This window comes from Saccharothrix syringae (assembly GCF_009498035.1).
Lineage (GTDB): Bacteria > Actinomycetota > Actinomycetes > Mycobacteriales > Pseudonocardiaceae > Actinosynnema > Actinosynnema syringae.
The window spans coordinates 3,384,568-3,401,324 of record NZ_CP034550.1 but is presented as its reverse complement, the minus strand read 5'-3'; the positions used below and the strand labels follow the sequence as shown (position 1 = coordinate 3,401,324).

The window sequence follows — 16,757 nt, the reverse complement described above, 5'->3', positions numbered from 1 at the left end:
CCGGCTCCGCTCACGGACCGATCGCCTTGACGAGCCGGGCCGTCTGCGCCTTGCCCAGGTGCCGGTCGGCGTTGTCCCAGAACGGTTTCGACAGCCCCCGGTCGCGCAGGAACCGCCGGTCGGGCTCGTCGAGCCGCCCGGCGGAGGCGAGCATGGCCACGATCGACGGGTGCCGGTCGGTCATGGTGGTGTCGCACGCGCCCACGGCGTTGAGCAGGTCGTCCACCCGCACCGAGTCGACCAGGTTGACCCCGGCCGGCAGGGCGTAGTCGTCGGCCATCTTCTTGAACTGCGCGCTGGACGTGTACGGCCCGGCCACCTCGTAGCCGTTGTTGATCAAATCGAAGAACACGTTCTCCTGACGCAGGTTCTTGAAGCTCGTCCTGGCCTGCCGGGTGGTCCCGGTCGGATCGGCGAACACCACGGGTTGCGCGTTCGTCGCGGGCGCGGTGGACGATCCGTACCTGTCGGCCGGATCGCCCTCGGGGTGCTCGATCCAGTGCGCGCGGAACTCCGTCTGGTAGACGTTCACGTGGCCTTCGAGCTGGAGGTCCGGCCGGCCGGCGCGGTCGAACATCTTCACGCGGCCAGGCCCTTCCGGTTGCGTGGGCGTCTGGCCTTCGGTGCGGTCGGCGATGTGCTGGACCTCGTGCAGGATCGTGGTCTTCAGCTCCTCGTCGGTGCGGTTCTCCACGTCCAGCAGCTTGATGTCGGAGTTGACCGTGACGCCGTGGAAACCACCCGGCGCGTAGGAGACGTGCCGCTCCTCACCCGGCCCGGGGTTGATCGGGTAGGTGCCGCCGCTGCCGGGGTGCGTGGTGGCGGAGTCGAAGTAGGCGAACGTGCCGGGCGTCGCGTTCTGCGCGCCGGCCTTGCCCGCGCGGAAGAGCGAGTCGTGCGTGCGGACCATGACGTGCATGTCGGCGCGGCCGCGGTCGATCCATTCGCACGCGTTGCGGAACAGGACGTCACGGCGGTCGGGCGCGGTGCCGGCCGGGCGCAGCGCGAGGCCGTTCCGGATCAGGGCACGGACGCGGTCCTGCTGCGCGCGGAGCACGGATTCGGCCAGGGCGTGGCGGCGTTGCGTCTCGTTCGAGCCCGGCCCGACACCGCCGATCTCCAGCTCGTCCAGGCGCCTGAGCACCTGTCGGCCGACACGTCCGTCCTTGGTCGGGAGCTGGTGCTTGCGCTGGAACGCCGTCACCGCGCCCGCGGTCTCCCCGGCGAAGACGCCGTCCAGCGTGCCGTCGGGCCTGGTCGACTTGGGCAGTGGGAACCCGTCCTTGACCAGCCCCTGCTGCACGAGCCGGACGGCCTCGTGGTCGGGTTCGAACGCGCCCATCGCGGGCTGGTTATCGAACGCGCTCTGCAGCCGGTCGCTGCTCGCATACCGGGGCGCGACCAGGTTCTCGAACCGCTCGGTCTCGGTCAGCCGCTGGAGCGCGTGGGCGACGGCCTGGTTCCCGGCGGCCCGCTGCAACGCCAGGACGCCGCGGGGCCGGGGCGCCTGGACGACGCGTGCCGGCACGGCCGCGACCACCGCGGACGCCCGCCGAACACCGCGCATGCTCCCTCCCCGGACCAACCGGTCCCACGGTCCTCGCCCGCGCCGAGCCTGTGACCGCCCGCGTGGGCAGCCGGAAGGGCAGCCCACGCCGTCCTCCCGGTCAGGCCGTCGCGTGGGTACGTGTGGCGCGGGCGACCTGCAGACGACTTCGGGTCAACGTCATGTCCGCAGTCGCCTCACGCGGGGCGGTCCGCGCCCAGTACTGGACCACATCCTCCGCTTCACCGTTCCACGCGGCCAACGACACCGCTTCGGCGGTGTTGGCCGCCAGTGGGAATCCCAGTTTGAGCACTACCTGGAGACGGGTGTTCCCGAATAGAACCGGGAACGACCGACGGGACAAAACCACATCCGAACGGGTGAACGCCCGCACGGTTGCGGATTCCCCCGACCGACCGCCTGCCACACTCCGGACAGGTCGAGCCTTGCGGGAGGGCGCGGGTGGAGATCCGGCTGTTGGACGGGGTCGAGATTCGCAGTGACCAGGGCGAGCACAAGCTGAAAACAAGAACGCAGCAATGCATGCTGGCCGCGTTGGCCTTGTCCCCGCGCAAACCGGTCAGCGTCGGAAAGCTGATCGACTGCCTGTGGTCGCCCGACAATCCGGAGCGCAAACAGGCCAGGAAACCAGCGTCCACCATCCAGACCTACGCCAAGCACATACGCGGCGCCCTCACCCGCGCGGGCGGCAACAGCGCCTGGCTGGACAGCAGGTCACGTCCTGGGTTCTACGTGCTCGACATCGACCCGATGCTGGTGGACTACCACCGGTTCCTGATCCTGGCCGACGCTGCCCAGCAGGCCCGTGACCTGGACCGGTTCGAGGAGGCGTTCGCCCTGTGGCGGGGTGCCCCGCTGGCCGGACTCGGCGGCGACTGGGCCGACCGCCGCCGCGAGGACATGATCGCCCGGCACCGGACGCTCAAAGAGCACCACCTACACGCCCTGCTGGACAGCGGCCACGCCGACCGGGTGCTGCAGGAGCTGCACGTCCTCGTCGAGCACCACCCGACCGACGAGTTCCTGCTCCTCGGCGTCCGCGCCCTGTCCGCGCTCGGACGCCACATCGCCGTCCCCGCCTGGCGCGACCGCCTCACCACCCTGATGCGCCAGATCCACGGCGCCGAACCCTCCGCGGACACGCTTGCCCACGTCCGCCGCACGATCGCCATGCCCCGCCGGCTCTCACCAGCCGCGCCCCGGGCGTCCAACGGCCTGCCGGCCGAGCTGCCCGAGTTCACCGGCCGCCAGGCCGTACCCGACGTCGTCCCTGGCAGTCCCGCGGTCGGAGTTCAGGGCCACACCGTCATCCCGGTGCCGGCGGGCCCCGCCGCGGTGTCGGTGGAGAACGCCGTCCGGGAGCACCGGCAGGTGACGGACCGGGTGTTGAGCGAGGGGTTCACCGGGCGGGCCTGGGTGCTCGCGGAGATCGACGCCTGGCTGGCCGGGATGTCCGGCGGCTACGTCTGGGTCGCGGGGGACGCCGGGGTGGGGAAGACGGCGTTGGCGGCGTTCCTGGTGCGGGAGCGGGGATGGGTGGGGCACTTCGCCGGGTTGAGCCGGGGCGCGACGGTGCGGGTCGGGTTGCAGAACCTGGCCGGCCAGCTGGTGCGGCGGTGGTCACTGGCGGACATCGCGCCGGGCGCGATGGTGCCGGAGTGGGCGTTCACCCCGGAGGGGTTCGACGTGGTGCTCCACGCGGCGGCCAAGCGGGCGCGGGCCGCGGGGAGCCCACTGGTCCTGGTCGTCGACGGTGCGGACGAGGCGGAGACCGACGGGCAGCCGTGGGGGCTGCCGTTCGTGCTGCCGGACGGGGTGTTCGTGGTGGGCACCTACCGGACCGGCCATCCCCCGCCGCGTGCCGGCGGCGACTCCGCCGTGGTGCGGCTGGCGGCCGACGACCCGCGCAACCGCCTCGACGTCGAGGCGCACCTGCGTGCGGTGCTGCCGCCGGAGCTTGCCGGTGAGGACGTCATCGCCGCGCTGTCGGACCGCTGCCAGGGCGTCTGGGTCTACCTGCGCTACGCCGTCGAGGAACTGCGGAACGGGGTTCGCAACGTGCGGGACCTCGCCACTCTGCCCCCGGGGCTGTCCCGCTACTACACCGACACCGTGGACCGCTGGAGCCGGAGCCCCGCCTGGGACGCCGGACTGCTGCGGCTGTTGGGCGTGGTCGCCGTCATCGGGGAGCCGCTCGACGCCGCCGACCTCGCGCTGGCGGCCGACGCCGACGAGACCGCGGTCCGGCGCTGGTGCCACGGCACCCTTCGGCCGTTCCTCGCCGTGGAGCGCGCGGGGCCGACGGCCCGCAGGTTCGCCGTCCACCACACCAGCCTGCGGGAGTTCCTCAACGGCCGCCCCCTCGACGACCTCGGGGCAGAGGAGGACTGGCACTGGAGCGAGACGCTGGGCGCCGCGGCGTCGACCGCACGTCACCGGATCGTCGACCACCACCTCGGCAGGTTCGGCGGACTCGACGCCGGGTTGCCGCGGCTGGCCGCCGACCCCGACCTGCTGACCGCGGGGTCGGGGTACGCGGTGCGGCACCTGGCCGGGCACCTGCTCGACGCCGGGCGGGCCGAGGAGCTCTGCCGGCTGCTCGCCGTCGAGGGCCGGACGGGCAACCTGTGGTTCGCCGCCCACGAGCACGCCGACGCCGTCGACGACTACCTCGCCGACATCGCCGCCCTGTGGACGCACCTCGCACACCGAACCGACGAGGCGCTGGCCGCGGGCAGGTCCGCGCCGACGCTGGTGGACGAGGCACGGTGCGCGCTCGCGGTCTCCTCGATCACCAGTCTCACCGCGAACATCCCGGCCGACCTGGTGGTCGCCCTGGTCAAGGCCGGGATGTGGACGCCGTCGCGGGCGGTCGCGCACGCCCGCAGGCTGCACGCCCCGCCCGCCAGAGGGTTGTTGCTCGCCGCGCTGGTCCCGTTCCTGCCGGACGGCCTTCGTCCTGCGGCGGTCGCGTGGGCGCTGGCCGCCGCCCGTGATCCCGTCACCCACATCACCGGCGACGTGCTGACCCGGATCGCGCCGCACCTGGCGGACGTGGCCGACGCGGTGTCGATCGCCTCCCGAATACGGCACGGCGGGTGGCGCGCCGCCGCGCAGGCGGCGATCGCCCGACGCCTGGACGGGCAGCCCAGGCGCAGCCTGCTCCGGGACGCGCTGGACTCGGCGATGTCCGTCGCCGGTGAGCACGATCGCGCGGAGGCCGTCCGGCGGATCCTGCCGGAACTGCCCGACGACCTCGTCGATGACGCGGTGTCCGCCGCAGCCTCGACCGCCCCTCCGCGTGAGGCGCCCCGGCCGCCGATCGGCGCACTGCTGAAGCGCGCCACAGCGGACGGCGGCGAACCCGCACGCCTTGACGAGCTCGTCGCCCTCATCCCGACCGGTTCCGACGGCGACCTCGCCGAGGTGCTCGCCGCCGCGCCCGGGATCGCCGACCTCGACGCGCGGGCCGTCCTGCTGACGGCGGTCGCGGCCCGCTTGCCCGTCGGCGAACGGCCGCCGGTGCTCACCGCCGCGCTGACCGCGGCCCGCACCATCACCGCCACTTCCGACCCCGCCGACGCCGAGGTCTCCGCAGCGGCCGACCGCCAGACCCGCGCCGGGGTGCTGGCCGGATACGCGCTGCCCGACCAGCGGACCACCGCCGTGGGACACGGCCTTCCCCCGCCCCCCGCTCGCACGCTCTCCGAGATCCTGGCGATGGACGACCCGTTCCGCAGAGCTCGCGCGCTGGCCTCGGCCGCACCCGGTTTGGCCGACGCCGAGGTGGAGGTGGCGCTTTCCGCCGTTGAGCACCTCCCCGAGGAAGCCCGGACGCGGGCGCTCACCGGCCTGGTCCCCGTCCTCGGCTCCGCCGCTCACCTCGCACGGGCCGCGGCGGCGGCACCGAGCCGGGACCGTGGACTGCTGATCCTGGTGGTGGCCCGTGCCGCGGCGGTCCTGCCAGGCCCGGACCTGGTCGCCCTGCTTCGCCGCACGATGCGGTCGGTCAGTCGGACGACGTGTCTCGCGCTCCTGGACAGGGCCGCCCCGAGGCTGGCGGAGCTCGCCGGTCCCGGGTTTCCCGACGGCATCGCCGCGGCGATCGACGACGCGCGACGCTGGTGGCCGTGAGAGGGGTCCGCTTGAGGACCGGAGTGGTGCGCGGGAACTCCTCGGACGACGAGTGATTGCGCAGGCGGCGTCGGCAGGTGGCGGCGATCACGAGCCTGGTGCCTTTGTCGCTTCGAGCTCCACACCACGGTCGACCACCGGGTGGTCAACCGCATTGCAAGATCATTGTTTCCGGAGTTGCAAATCCGCAGATTTACGGCGAGGACAGCCGATTCCACGTCGCGGACTCTTGTCGAACAGGCGATCTTGACGGTTCCGTTACCGGGGAACACGCTGAGTCGAGTGTTTTAGGACAAAAGCGTGATAACCAAGCGCTTTTGTTGTGGGCCGGGCTAGCATCGTATTTTGACGCACCGCGGGCAAGCGGGGTCCGCGTGTGGCAGGCGTCAGGGGGCGTTCGTGTGCCGGAAAGGTGACGAATGGTCATTGAGCAGTTCGGGGGGCTGAGGCCCGGTGATCCGAGGCGCTTGGGACCCTACCGGGTTCTGGGCAGGCTGGGATCGGGCGGGATGGGAACGGTGTACCTGGCGGAGTCGTCCGGGGAACAGGTGGCCGTCAAGGTCATCCACTCGTCGCACGCCGCGGATCCCGTGTACCGCAAGCGGTTCACCCAGGAGATCGCCGCGGCGCAGGCGGTGCGCTCGGAGTACACCGCCGCCGTGGTCGACCGGCAAGTGGTGGGCGACCCGCTCTACGTGGCCACGGAGGTGGTCCGGGGACAGTCGCTCGACCGGTTGGCGATGCCCGGGAGGGGCCTGCCCGCCGAACGCGTCGTCTCGCTCGCCCGCGACACCGCGCGGGCGCTGCGCGACATCCACCGGGAAGGGCTGGTCCACCGCGATCTCAAGCCCTCCAACGTGATGGTCGGCTCGACCCGCGCCGTGCTGATCGACTTCGGCATCGCGACCACCGTCGCCGACATCGGCCGACTGACCAGCACCGGGAAGGTGATGGGAACCCTGCCCTACCAGGCTCCGGAACTGGTCAAAGGAGGCGGCACCGCGTCGGTGAAGTCCGACGTCTTCGCGTGGGGTTGTGTGGTCTTCTACGCCGCGACCGGGCAGGGGCCGTTCGGCGACGGCGCGGCGGGCGAGGTCATCCCCGCCATCCTCGGCGCCGATCCGGACCTGCGCGCGGTACCGGGCGAAGTGCGCGAGATGGTGGGGCTGGCCCTGTCCAAGCAGGCGCGGGACCGGCCGGACGCCGACGAGGTGGCCACCGAGCTGGAATCGGTGGCCGCGTCCGTGGTGATCTGCGGCGCATCCCCGGGCGGTTACCAGGCCCGACTGCGGAAGCTCCTGGTGGACAACGGCTTCACCGTGCGGATCTCCTCCGTTCCGGACACCCTCAACGGCGCGGGCGTGCTGCTGACCCTGGTCACCGACCGGCCCTCACCGGAGGCCGTCGACATGCGGCTCGCCGCGGAACGGCGCAACATCCCCGTCCGGCGGATCGTCGTCGCCGGTCCGCGGCAGCCGGACGCCTTCCTGGACGCGCGGGCCAACGCGCTGCCCGGTCCCGACCACCTCGCGCGGTTGCGCGCCCTGGTGCGCACGGAGCAGCCGACGCACGACGCCACCAGCCCGGTGGACCGCACGGCCGCGCTCGTCGCGGCGGTGCGCACCGCGTTGCGGGCGGGCGATCTCGTCGCGGCCGACCGGCTGACCACCGACATGCTGCTGGCGGCCGCCGGCCGGTCGGACGAGGGCTGGATGACCCGGTCCCACGTCAATTACGTCGGCACGGCGTTCCTGCGCGAGCTCGCCGAGGTGTGGCAGCGGGAAACCGGCGGCAGGCACGGTTTCCGCGCCCAACGGGCGCTGCTGCCGGAGAACTCGCGGAACAGGATGTTCACCCTGTCCCGCGCCTTCGGGTGGAGCCGTGATGGCGCCATATCGGACGACTACGAGACATGGGTGGCCGACCGCGGGGACGTCCCCGGATTCTTCCCGACGCTGCGTCCACCCAAGCGGTCATACGGCTGGTACGACAACTGGAGCATGACGGTCACCGCGGTGCACGACCGGATCAGCGAGGAGCGGCGCAGTGGGTGACATCATCGGCTTCGTGCTGTCGGGGCTCGCCATCCTGGCCGGACTGGGCTTCCTCGTCCTGGTCGTGCAGCAGGTCAAGCGGTCGATCGTGGACGTCCCGCTGGGCAAGTTCGTCATCGTGACCCGGAAGTACAGCTCGTTCCGGCTCGCCGAGTCGCTCGCCGGGGCGGTGAACCGGCAGAGCGAGTTGCTGCGCGGCGGTCGCATCTACTTCCGTCCACACTGGCTCCACCGGGTGGACGTCCAGGACCTGATCAGCATTCCGGTGGACTCGATCGGGATCGTGCACGCCAGGATGGGCGGTCCGCTCGAACACGGACAGCCCATCGCCCGGCACGTCCCCTGCGACCACTTCCAGGACTTCAAGGCGTTCCTCGACCAGGGCGGTCAGCAGGGACCGCAGATCGAGGTCCTGCAGAGCGGCGGCCAGTACGCCATCCACCCCACCGTCTTCGAGGTGCGGATCGTCAAACGCACCTACGTCCCGCTGCGGACCATCGGCGTGGTGGTGGCCAAGGTGGGCGGGATCATGCCCTACGGCCACACCCTCGCCCAGCACGTCGACTGCAACTACTTCCAGGACGGCGTGAAGTTCCTCAACGACGGCGGACAGCAAGGCCCGCAACAGGCGCTGCTCCCCGGCGGGAGCTACTACGCCATCAACACCGACATGTTCAACGTCCTCACCGAGAACCAGATGGACCTGGAGACGGTCCCGCTGTCCCACCACTACCTGGAGCCTGAGGACCTGCGCCTGGTGTCGGTGGAGAGCGAGGAGACCGGTGTCGTCATCGTCACCGAAGGGCTGCACCCGGTCGACGCCGCCGAGCCCGCGCCGAAGATCGAGGGCCACGAGAGCTTCCAGTTCCCCTGGATCTTCCTGGCCAACGGCGGGCAGTTCGGGCCGCAGTCGGAGGTGCTCCCGGGCGGCTCCACCTACGCGATCAACCCGTTCTTCGCCCGCGTGGTGCGAATCCCCTCACGGGAGCTGATCCTCTCCTGGGGCCGCAAGGACGTCAGCGCCGACCGCTACGACTCCGAACTGGACCTGATCGAGGTGACGCTGGACGGGTTCCACGTCTCGGTCGAGCTGACCCAGACCTTCGTCATCCCGCCGGAGACCGCGCCGCACCTGGTCAAGCGGTTCGGCGAGGACGACGAGGCGCACGGCACCGCGGGCGTGCGCAAGTCGGCCGCGGTGCAGCGGCTGGTCACCCGCCTGCTCGGGGTGGTCGTCAAGGGCTACTTCAACGAGGTGTCCAACAGCCACCTCATCGAGGAGTTCATCAGCGACCAGAACCAGGTCCGCGCCGAGCTGAAGACCCTGGTCGAACAGGCGCTGCGGGAGCAGAACGTCTCCCCCCGGCTGACCACCATCGGCGCGATCAAGTTCCAGTCCGACGAGATGAACGAGGAGTTCCGGCACATCGCGAAGCTGCGGCAGCAGAGCAGGCAGCTCGGCCAGCAGCTGACCAACGCGGCGGTGGAGACGGACCTGCGGAGGGAGAGCATCAAGCAGGAGAAGATGAAGCGGTCGGCGGAACTCGAGGAGGACGTCCGCATCCTGGGCCGTGACCAGGTCGCCGCGGAGCGGATGGCCAGGATCGACGCGAGCCGCCAGGTCCCCCAGGTCTTCGTCGCGTCGGGCGACCCCGGGATCCTCGACCTTCCCAGACGGGTCCGCAGCGTCTCCCAGCGCGCCGGGCAGATTCCCCTGTGGGTGCTCGACACCGCGGACGTGCAGCCACAGCCGGCGCAGCTCACCGAGACCTACGACCGGAAGGAGGAGGAGCATGACGACCGGCGCTGATCTTCCCCGCCTGGGCATCGATCTCGGCACGACCACCACGTGCGTCTGCGTGGTGGACGGCACCGGGGAGGCCCGGGTGCTGACCAACCGGGAGGGCGGCGCGACCACCCCGTCGGCGGTGTACCTCGCCGCGGACGGCACCGCGGCGGTCGGTGGGCTCGCGCTCGACCAGCGCGTGCACGAGCCGGGGCGGGTGATCACCGAGATCAAGCGCGAGATCGGCGGCGACTACACCGTCGCGGTCCCCGGCGGGCACCTGCGGCCCGAGCAGATCTCGGCCCTGATCCTGCGGCAGGCCGTCGAGGACGCGCTGGAGGCGCTCGGCACCGCGGTGCCCGCCGACGGTCCGCTGGCCCGCGTCGTGGTCACGGTGCCCGCCTACTTCGGGACCGCGGAGCGGGCACGCACCCGCGAGGCGGCCCGCACCGCCGGGCTGGACGTGCTCGACCTGGTCAACGAACCGACCGCGGCGGCGCTGGCCAGCGGCCTGCGCGCCACCCCGGCCGGTCGGGCGGTCCTCGTCTACGACCTCGGCGGCGGCACCTTCGACGTCACCGTCGTGCTCATGTTCCCCGACGAGGTCCGGGTCGTGGCGACCGGCGGGGACGCCCGGCTCGGCGGCGCCGACTGGGACCGGGTGCTCGTCGACCTCGTCCTCGACCAGCTGGGCGACTTCTCCGACGAGGAGGAGGACCCCCGGACATCTCCGCGCCTGATGGCAGGTCTGCTCGGGCAGGTCCAGGCGGTGAAGGTCGCGCTGTCGACCTCCACCGAGCAGGTGCTGAGCCTGCGAACCACGCGGGGCCGCGTGCACCGCATGGTCATCTCCCGCAGCGACTACGAAAAGGCCACCTCCGACCTGCTCGACCGCACCCTCGACTTCACCGGCGACCTCCTCGACCAGGCCCGCGCCGCCGGGGTGCCGACGATCGACGACGTCCTCCTGGTCGGCGGGATGTCACGGACGCCCGCCGTGGCCAGGAGGCTCCGGGAGACGTTCCCGCACCTGCCGGCGCCGCGGCTCGCGGCCGACGCGGAACTGGTGGTCGCCAGGGGCGCCGCCCAGGTCGCCGCGGGCGAGCCGCGGAAGGTCGTGGACGTGACGTCCAAGGGCTACGGCGTGCTGATCGTGCGCGACGCCGGTCGCCCCTCCCTGGGCAGCGCGGTGCACTGGATCATCGCCCCGAACACCCCGCTGCCCACCAGCGGACGGCACACCCTGTGCACCGTGCGCGACGGGCAGACCGCGATGCGGGTCGCCGTGTACGAGTCCACGACCGACGTGCTCTCCGACGACGAGGCCGACCACCTCCGGCTCGACGAGCGCACCATGGAAGGGCTCCCCCGGGACGGCAGGCGCGGCGACCCGATCGAGCTCGACTTCTCCCTCGGCGCCGACGGCGTGCTGCGAATCGACGCCCGCGCGGCCAACGGTGCACGGCTGCGGATCGAGACCCAGGTCCGCGGCGGCGGCACCGACGCCGTCGCGCCGCTACCGGGCCTGCGGCGGTGACATGGCCGAGAAGGACCTTCCCGGGCTCCGCGACACCGACGCCCGCGCCTACCTCGCCGACGTCATCACGCCGGTCGAGACGGGGTGGTCGCCCCACCGGAACCTGTTCCGGGTCTACCGGCTGCCCACCGACTGCACCGCCGACGAGGTCGACTCGGCGCTGACCGCCGTTCCGGCGCTGTGGGGCACCCCCGAACTGCGCGAGCACACCCAGGCCGTGGACCGCCTGAGGCGCGGGCGCCGGACCGCCGCGCGGGTGCTGGGCGATCCCGGCCGGCGGTCGGCGCACCGGACCGCCGTGGCGGCGGAACGCACCGCCCTCGCCAAGGCGGTCGACCAGTTCCTGCAGTCCGCGCCGGGTATGCCCGCCGCCGCCGTCGCAGCCCTCGTCCGGCAGTCCGCGGGCCGCTGGAGCCGTCCGGACGTCCTGGCCGCGCTCGAACAGCACCGGGCGGCCGAGCGCGAACCCGCGAGCCTCGACATCACGCCGGACACGCCCCGGTCGCGCCGGATCACCGCCGCGCTGGCCGACCTCGGGATCCCCAGCCTGTGGGAGTACCTGACCCGAGAACTGGCTTCGGGCGGCCCGGACGTCCACGCGGACGCGCTCCGACGCAGGCGCGCACACCTGCGGACCGGACGAGGAGCCGATGTCGAGGCCGAGCTGACGGTGCTCAAGTTCGTCGAACAAGCGCTGGACGAACCCGACGGACTGAGCGCGCTGCTGCGCCACGAGTTCCTCACCGAGCTGTCGGTGGCCGTGCTTCTGGGCTACCAGGAGGTCAGCTTCCTCGCGGCGGCCGACGCGCAACGGCGCGTCGCGAGCGGCCTCCCCCGCGACCCCGACACCCTCGCCTACGCCGTCTGGTGCCGGCACACGCACCCATCCGACTGGGAGTCCGACTACCGGCAGGCCATCGCGGACGGCAGGCTGCACGCCGCGCTCCTGGTGCTGACGAGCAGGCGGCTGACCGGGGACTGGGAGCGCGTCCGCGACGCGCTGGCCGCGACCGTGGACCGGTTGACCGCCGATCTCGCGGCCGCCCGCGAACTGGAGGACACCGCGCCGGAGGACGCGGCCGCCCGCTACCTGGCGGTGGACCGGGAGCTGACGGACCCCGCGATCACGTCGGGCCTGCGCCGCTGTCCGGCCGCGGCACCCGCCGAGGTGTCCGTGCGGGCGCACCACGACGCCGTCGTCGTCACGTGGCCGCGGTCGACATCGACCGCGGGCCGCCTGACCTACCGGGTCAGCCGGGGCGGGACGGTGATCGCCCACGACACCGACGCCCTGGCGCTGACGGACGTGCCGCCCTTCGGTGTGCCGACGTCGTACACGGTGCAGACCCTGCGCAACGGCGTCCCCGGCGGGGTGGCGCACAGCAGGGAGATCGTGCCGGCGCCCGAGGTGCTGGACCTGGTGGTCGAGTCGACGATGCTGTCGGTGCACGGCCGCTGGCGGTTGCCCCCCGGGGCGGTCGGCGCGTCGGTGACCAGGACCGCGCCGTCGGGCGACACCGCGCAGACCGCCACGACCGACGGGACCGGGTTCGACGACACCGCCGCGGTGCCCGGTGTGCAGTACCGCTACCTCGTGCGCGCCCGCTACCCCGGCCGGGCCGGCACACCCGAGGACAGCGCGGGCTTGACGGTCCACGGCGAGTGCCCGGGGGAGCCGCGCCAGGTCACCGACCTGCGGGCCGGCCTCTCGGGCGACACCGTGGAGTTGACCTGGACCAGGCAGAGCTCCACTCCGCTGGTGATCCGCGTCCCACCCGACGGGGTCGCACCCGCGCCCCAGGTCCTCCGCGCCGCCGACGCGGTGGTCGCGGGCCGGGTGGTCGCGGTCAGCGACACGGGCCGGGCGTCGGTCCCGCTGGCGGCCCTGGCGGGGCAGCGGGTGCTCGTGCCGGTCACGGTGTCCGGCCCGCTCGCCGCCATCGGCCCGGCGACACGGGTGGCTCCGCCACTGGAACCGGTCACCGGCCTGCACGCCAGGCGATTCGGCCCCCAGGTGGTGCTGTCGTGGCAGTGGCCGATGTGGGCCACCGACGCGCGGGTGCTCTGGCGGGTGGACGGGCCGCCCACCGGGCCGCTGGACCCGCAGGCCACCGCGGTCGAGATCAGCAGGTCCGCGTACGCGGGCCGCGGCGCGCGGATCACCGCGACCCTGCCCGGCGCGCACTGGTTCGGGGTGTCGGTCGCGGACTCCGGCCGGTTCGGGCCCATGGCCACGGTGTGCTCGATCCGGCTGCGCGAGGTGCGCTACAGCGTCCGGCGCGCGGCCTGGTGGCGCCGGGACCACCTGCTGCTGGCCGTGCACGGTCCGGAGCCCACCCCCGACATCGCGGTCGTCGCCAAGTCCGGATCACGTCCGCTGGTCCCCGAGGACGGCGTCGAGATCCTGCGGCTGCCCGCCCCCGGCCCGCCCGGGCCCGTCCGCATCCGGGTGCCGCGCCCACTACCGCGGCCGGTGTTCCTCCGCGCGTTCTCCCTGGACGAGACCGTAGCGCTCGCCCATCCCGCCCCCCACCTCCTGGTCGTGCCCTGACCCGAGAGGAGACCGCTGTGCCTGCTCCGCTCCGGGGCGTCTTGACCCGGCGTGTCCCGGCCTGCCCCTACTGCCACACCCGGACGCCGGGGAAGGCGTACCTGAGGCGGTGCTCCTCGCGCTGCGGCGAGAGCGCGATCCCGTTCCCGGTCTCCGCCGCGCGCGGAGGCAGGTGCCCGCACGGGCGGGCTCCGCAGGCCCGTCGGGTCTGCCCGGCGTGCGGGCAGGCCGTGCCGCGCGAGTACATCGAGGGCCACCCCAGGGTGGTCGCCGTGGTCGGGGCGGCGGGCTCCGGTAAGAGCACGTGGTTGGCGTCGGTCGTCCGGCGGGTCGCGAAAGGGCACCTGGACGACCGCTTCCCCGGCATGTCCCTCGACGTGCTCGGCGAGAAGAGCAGGCTGCGGCACGAGCGGGACCGTGTGCTGGTCGCCGAAACAGTCCTGCACCGCGCCACGGGGCCCGAGCCGCTGCTGGTCAGCCTGCGCGTCCGATCGCGGGCCCGGGCCGTGGTGATCGCGTTCTACGACAGCGCCGACGCGGCCGCGGCGAACCCGGCGCACGCCGACGGCCTCGTCCTGGCCGTCGAACCCGGAGCCGTGCCCGGCGACGCGGGGATCACCCGACTGGCCGACGCCGTCCGCGCGGCACGCGGCCTGCGCCCCCACTGCCCGATCGACCTGCCTCTGGCCGTGGTGCTGACCAAACTGGACACCGTGTGGGACATGGTCGACCCCGGGTCGCCGCTGCTGCGGCCCGTCCCGCGGACAGGCGGCCACGCGGTGTCCGACAGCGTGGACGTCCACCACGAGACCACCGCCTGGCTCGGCCACTGGAACAGGACGGACCTCATCCGCGGTGTCCGCACCGCGTTCCGCCACCACCGCTACTTCGCCGCGACCGCGCTCGGCGACCGCGCGGACGGCAGGAGGGAACCGGTGGCCTACCGGGTGGAGGACCCGCTGCTGTGGCTGCTCGCCGGGTTCGGTGCGATGCGGAGCTTCCGGGGCGGCGAGGGGACGACCTCGTGATCGTCCGACTCGTCCTCTACCTGCTGCTGGCCGTGTTCGTGGTCGTGATCACCGGACCGGTCCTCGCCGCGGCGGTCGCGCTCAGCCTGGTGTTGGCGCTGATCGCCGTCACCCGGGAAGCGCTCGACTGCCTCGCCGCCCGGGCGGACACCGCGCACCTCGCGCTGGACACCCTGCCCGATCCCGCCGACCGGCGGTACCTGTCCGGCCCGGCCCTGCGCGACCACCGGCACCTCGGCGTGGCCTGCTTCGTGGCGCTCTACCAGCGCCGACCGAGCCGGGTCGACGAGGGCTTCGCGGGCGACGGGCTGCGGCGGGTGCGCCCGATCCGGGAATCCCCGGTCATCACGCGCTCGTCCACGATGCCGTTCCTCGCGCTCACCGTGCGCACCGGGTTCGCCATCGGCCACGCCCTCGCGCTCGTCCTGCTGACCACCACCTGGGTGGTGCAGCTGGTCCTCCTCACCGCCGCGGTCACGGGTTTCCGATTCCTCTGCGGCACGTTGTACCTGTTCGAAGCGCTTTCCCTGGCACTGAGGGGGATCACGACGGAGTGCCCCCGCTGCCACGCCCGACTCGCCCGCCCGGTGTTCGTCTGCCCCTGCGGTCGCGAGCACCACGCGCTCATCCCGGGCGCACAGGGCCTGTTCCTCCGCACCTGCCGCTGCGGCCAGGACCTGCCGACACTGCTGCTCACCGGCAAACGCGGTCTCTCCCCGCGCTGTGGCGACTGCGACGCCCCCCTTCCCGCCCCGACCCAGATCACGCCCACGCGTCACGTCCCGGTCGTCGGCGGCACCGGCGCCGGGAAGTCGGTGTTCCTGCACACCGCGGTCGCCCGCATGAGGTCCGGTCACGACGCCGTCCCCGCGGACCCGTTCACCGACAGCAGACTGGCCGAAACCGACGCCCTGCTCGCCGAGGGCGCGTTCCCGCCGCGCACGCCGGTGGGCCAACCGGTCTCGCACACCCTGCGGGTGCGCAACCGGCTCCTGCACCTCTACGACGCGGCGGGGGAGATCGCGCAGGACGCCGACCTCATCGCCGACTCCGCCTTCCTCGCCCTCAGCGACGGCGTGATCCTCGTCGTCGACCCGCTCGCCCTTCCCGCCGTCCGCGCCCGCGCCGCCCCTGACGTCCTCGCCACCTCCCGCCCGTCCGGCACCGACCCCAAGGCGGTCCTCGACCTGCTCACCGAGACCCTCAGCGAGCACGACACGGCCACACCGCGCCGTATCGCCGTCGTCGTCACCAAGGGTGACACCCTCTCCGGGCACACCCATCCCTACGCCACCGACCCGCCGGACCGCCCCGCCGCGGTCCGCGCGTGGCTCATCGCCCACGGCCATGCCGACCTCGTCCACTCCGCGGAACACCACTTCCCCCACGTCCGCTACTTCGTGGTCACCTACCTCGCCACCTCCGCCACCCCCCACGACGACCCGGCCGCTCCCATCCGTTGGCTGCTGACAGGAACCACCCCATGACCTCGTCGACCAACCGTGGCCGCGCTGTGGCCCGCGTCCTCCTGCTCCTGTCCGCTCTGGCCACGATCGGCCTGCTGGCCCTCGCCTGCACCGCCCTCTTCTGACGACGAGGTCGCCGCCCGGGCGCCGCCCGCGTTCCCGCCGCAGGACTCCCCGGTAGGAGCGGTGTTCCCGGACCGTCGGCGCTGGTCGTCGGGGACCCGGTCGAAACCTCGGTTCCGTGGCCGGCGTGTGTTCGTCCCGGGTGCTGTGGAGCCCACCCCGCCCAGCGGACACGAGACCACCCGTTCGGGCGAGTCGTTGTCCCGGTCCTGACCCGCCGGCCGTCCCCGGTCCTGTCCCGGGGTGCGCCGCATCCTCTTCTCGACCGGCCATCCGCCGGCCGCCACAGGAGAGGAGGACCAGGGTGAACCCGCTCCGGTTCCACGTCCCACCAGCAGACGACGCGCGGCCGCCGCGTCCGTGCCTGCCCTTCCCCGCCCTGTTCCACCTCGACCGGCAAGGACGGAGGTGAGGACATGATCATCATTTTGATCCCGGTGACGCAGGAGTTCGGCGGCACCGACAGCAACAGCGACCCGAACGGCTGACACCGGTGACGAGGAGAAGTGTG

At 72.8% G+C, this 16,757-nt stretch carries 8 protein-coding genes; 7 read left to right on the top strand and 1 reads right to left on the bottom strand.

Annotated elements, in window-relative coordinates; all coding sequences use genetic code 11:
• Window positions 1-10: 10 nt before the first annotated feature.
• Window positions 11-1,567, bottom strand: a complete 1,557-nt coding sequence (locus tag EKG83_RS15310) for a peptidoglycan-binding domain-containing protein (protein ID WP_033433202.1) — start codon at window positions 1,565-1,567, stop codon at window positions 11-13.
• A gap of 441 nt (window positions 1,568-2,008) precedes the next feature.
• On the opposite strand from EKG83_RS15310, the gene EKG83_RS15305 reads away from it, so the two are divergent.
• The 7 genes from EKG83_RS15305 to EKG83_RS15275 all read left to right on the top strand — a co-directional run bounded on the left by EKG83_RS15305 (window position 2,009) and on the right by EKG83_RS15275 (window position 16,144).
• Entirely contained in the window at window positions 2,009-5,701 is a 3,693-nt protein-coding gene (locus tag EKG83_RS15305) for a bacterial transcriptional activator domain-containing protein (RefSeq protein ID WP_153278128.1), read from the top strand.
• A gap of 419 nt (window positions 5,702-6,120) precedes the next feature.
• Complete coding sequence (locus EKG83_RS15300; RefSeq protein WP_084716802.1) at window positions 6,121-7,755, top strand: protein kinase domain-containing protein; 1,635 nt, start codon at window positions 6,121-6,123, stop codon at window positions 7,753-7,755.
• On the top strand, window positions 7,748-9,565 hold the full coding sequence (locus EKG83_RS15295; RefSeq protein WP_051766422.1) for an SPFH domain-containing protein: 1,818 nt from the start codon (window positions 7,748-7,750) through the stop codon (window positions 9,563-9,565). The genes EKG83_RS15300 and EKG83_RS15295 overlap by 8 nt, the downstream gene beginning before the upstream one ends.
• The gene (locus EKG83_RS15290) at window positions 9,549-11,078 is read left to right on the top strand and encodes an Hsp70 family protein (RefSeq protein ID WP_051766423.1); all 1,530 of its coding nucleotides are present in this window, start codon (window positions 9,549-9,551) and stop codon (window positions 11,076-11,078) included. Before EKG83_RS15295 ends, EKG83_RS15290 begins: the two co-directional genes overlap by 17 nt.
• A gap of 1 nt (window position 11,079) precedes the next feature.
• A complete protein-coding gene (locus EKG83_RS15285) occupies window positions 11,080-13,629 on the top strand; it encodes a hypothetical protein (protein ID WP_153278127.1) in 2,550 nt (849 codons plus the stop codon).
• 230 nt (window positions 13,630-13,859) lie between these two features.
• Entirely contained in the window at window positions 13,860-14,657 is a 798-nt protein-coding gene (locus EKG83_RS15280; protein ID WP_033433205.1) for a P-loop NTPase family protein, read from the top strand.
• Window positions 14,654-16,144: a TRAFAC clade GTPase domain-containing protein gene (locus EKG83_RS15275; RefSeq protein WP_033433206.1), complete on the top strand. Its 1,491-nt coding sequence runs from the start codon at window positions 14,654-14,656 to the stop codon at window positions 16,142-16,144. The genes EKG83_RS15280 and EKG83_RS15275 overlap by 4 nt, the downstream gene beginning before the upstream one ends.
• The last annotated feature ends 613 nt before the right edge of the window (window positions 16,145-16,757 follow it).

Bases quoted from the DNA above. Each gene is read 5' to 3' on its own strand.
- EKG83_RS15300 (WP_084716802.1), top strand. From the start codon at position 6,121: ATGGTCATTGAGCAGTTCGGGGGGCTGAGGCCCGGTGATCCGAGGCGC.
- EKG83_RS15310 (WP_033433202.1), bottom strand. From the start codon at position 1,567: ATGCGCGGTGTTCGGCGGGCGTCCGCGGTGGTCGCGGCCGTGCCGGCA.
- EKG83_RS15285 (WP_153278127.1), top strand. From the start codon at position 11,080: ATGGCCGAGAAGGACCTTCCCGGGCTCCGCGACACCGACGCCCGCGCC.
- EKG83_RS15290 (WP_051766423.1), top strand. From the start codon at position 9,549: ATGACGACCGGCGCTGATCTTCCCCGCCTGGGCATCGATCTCGGCACG.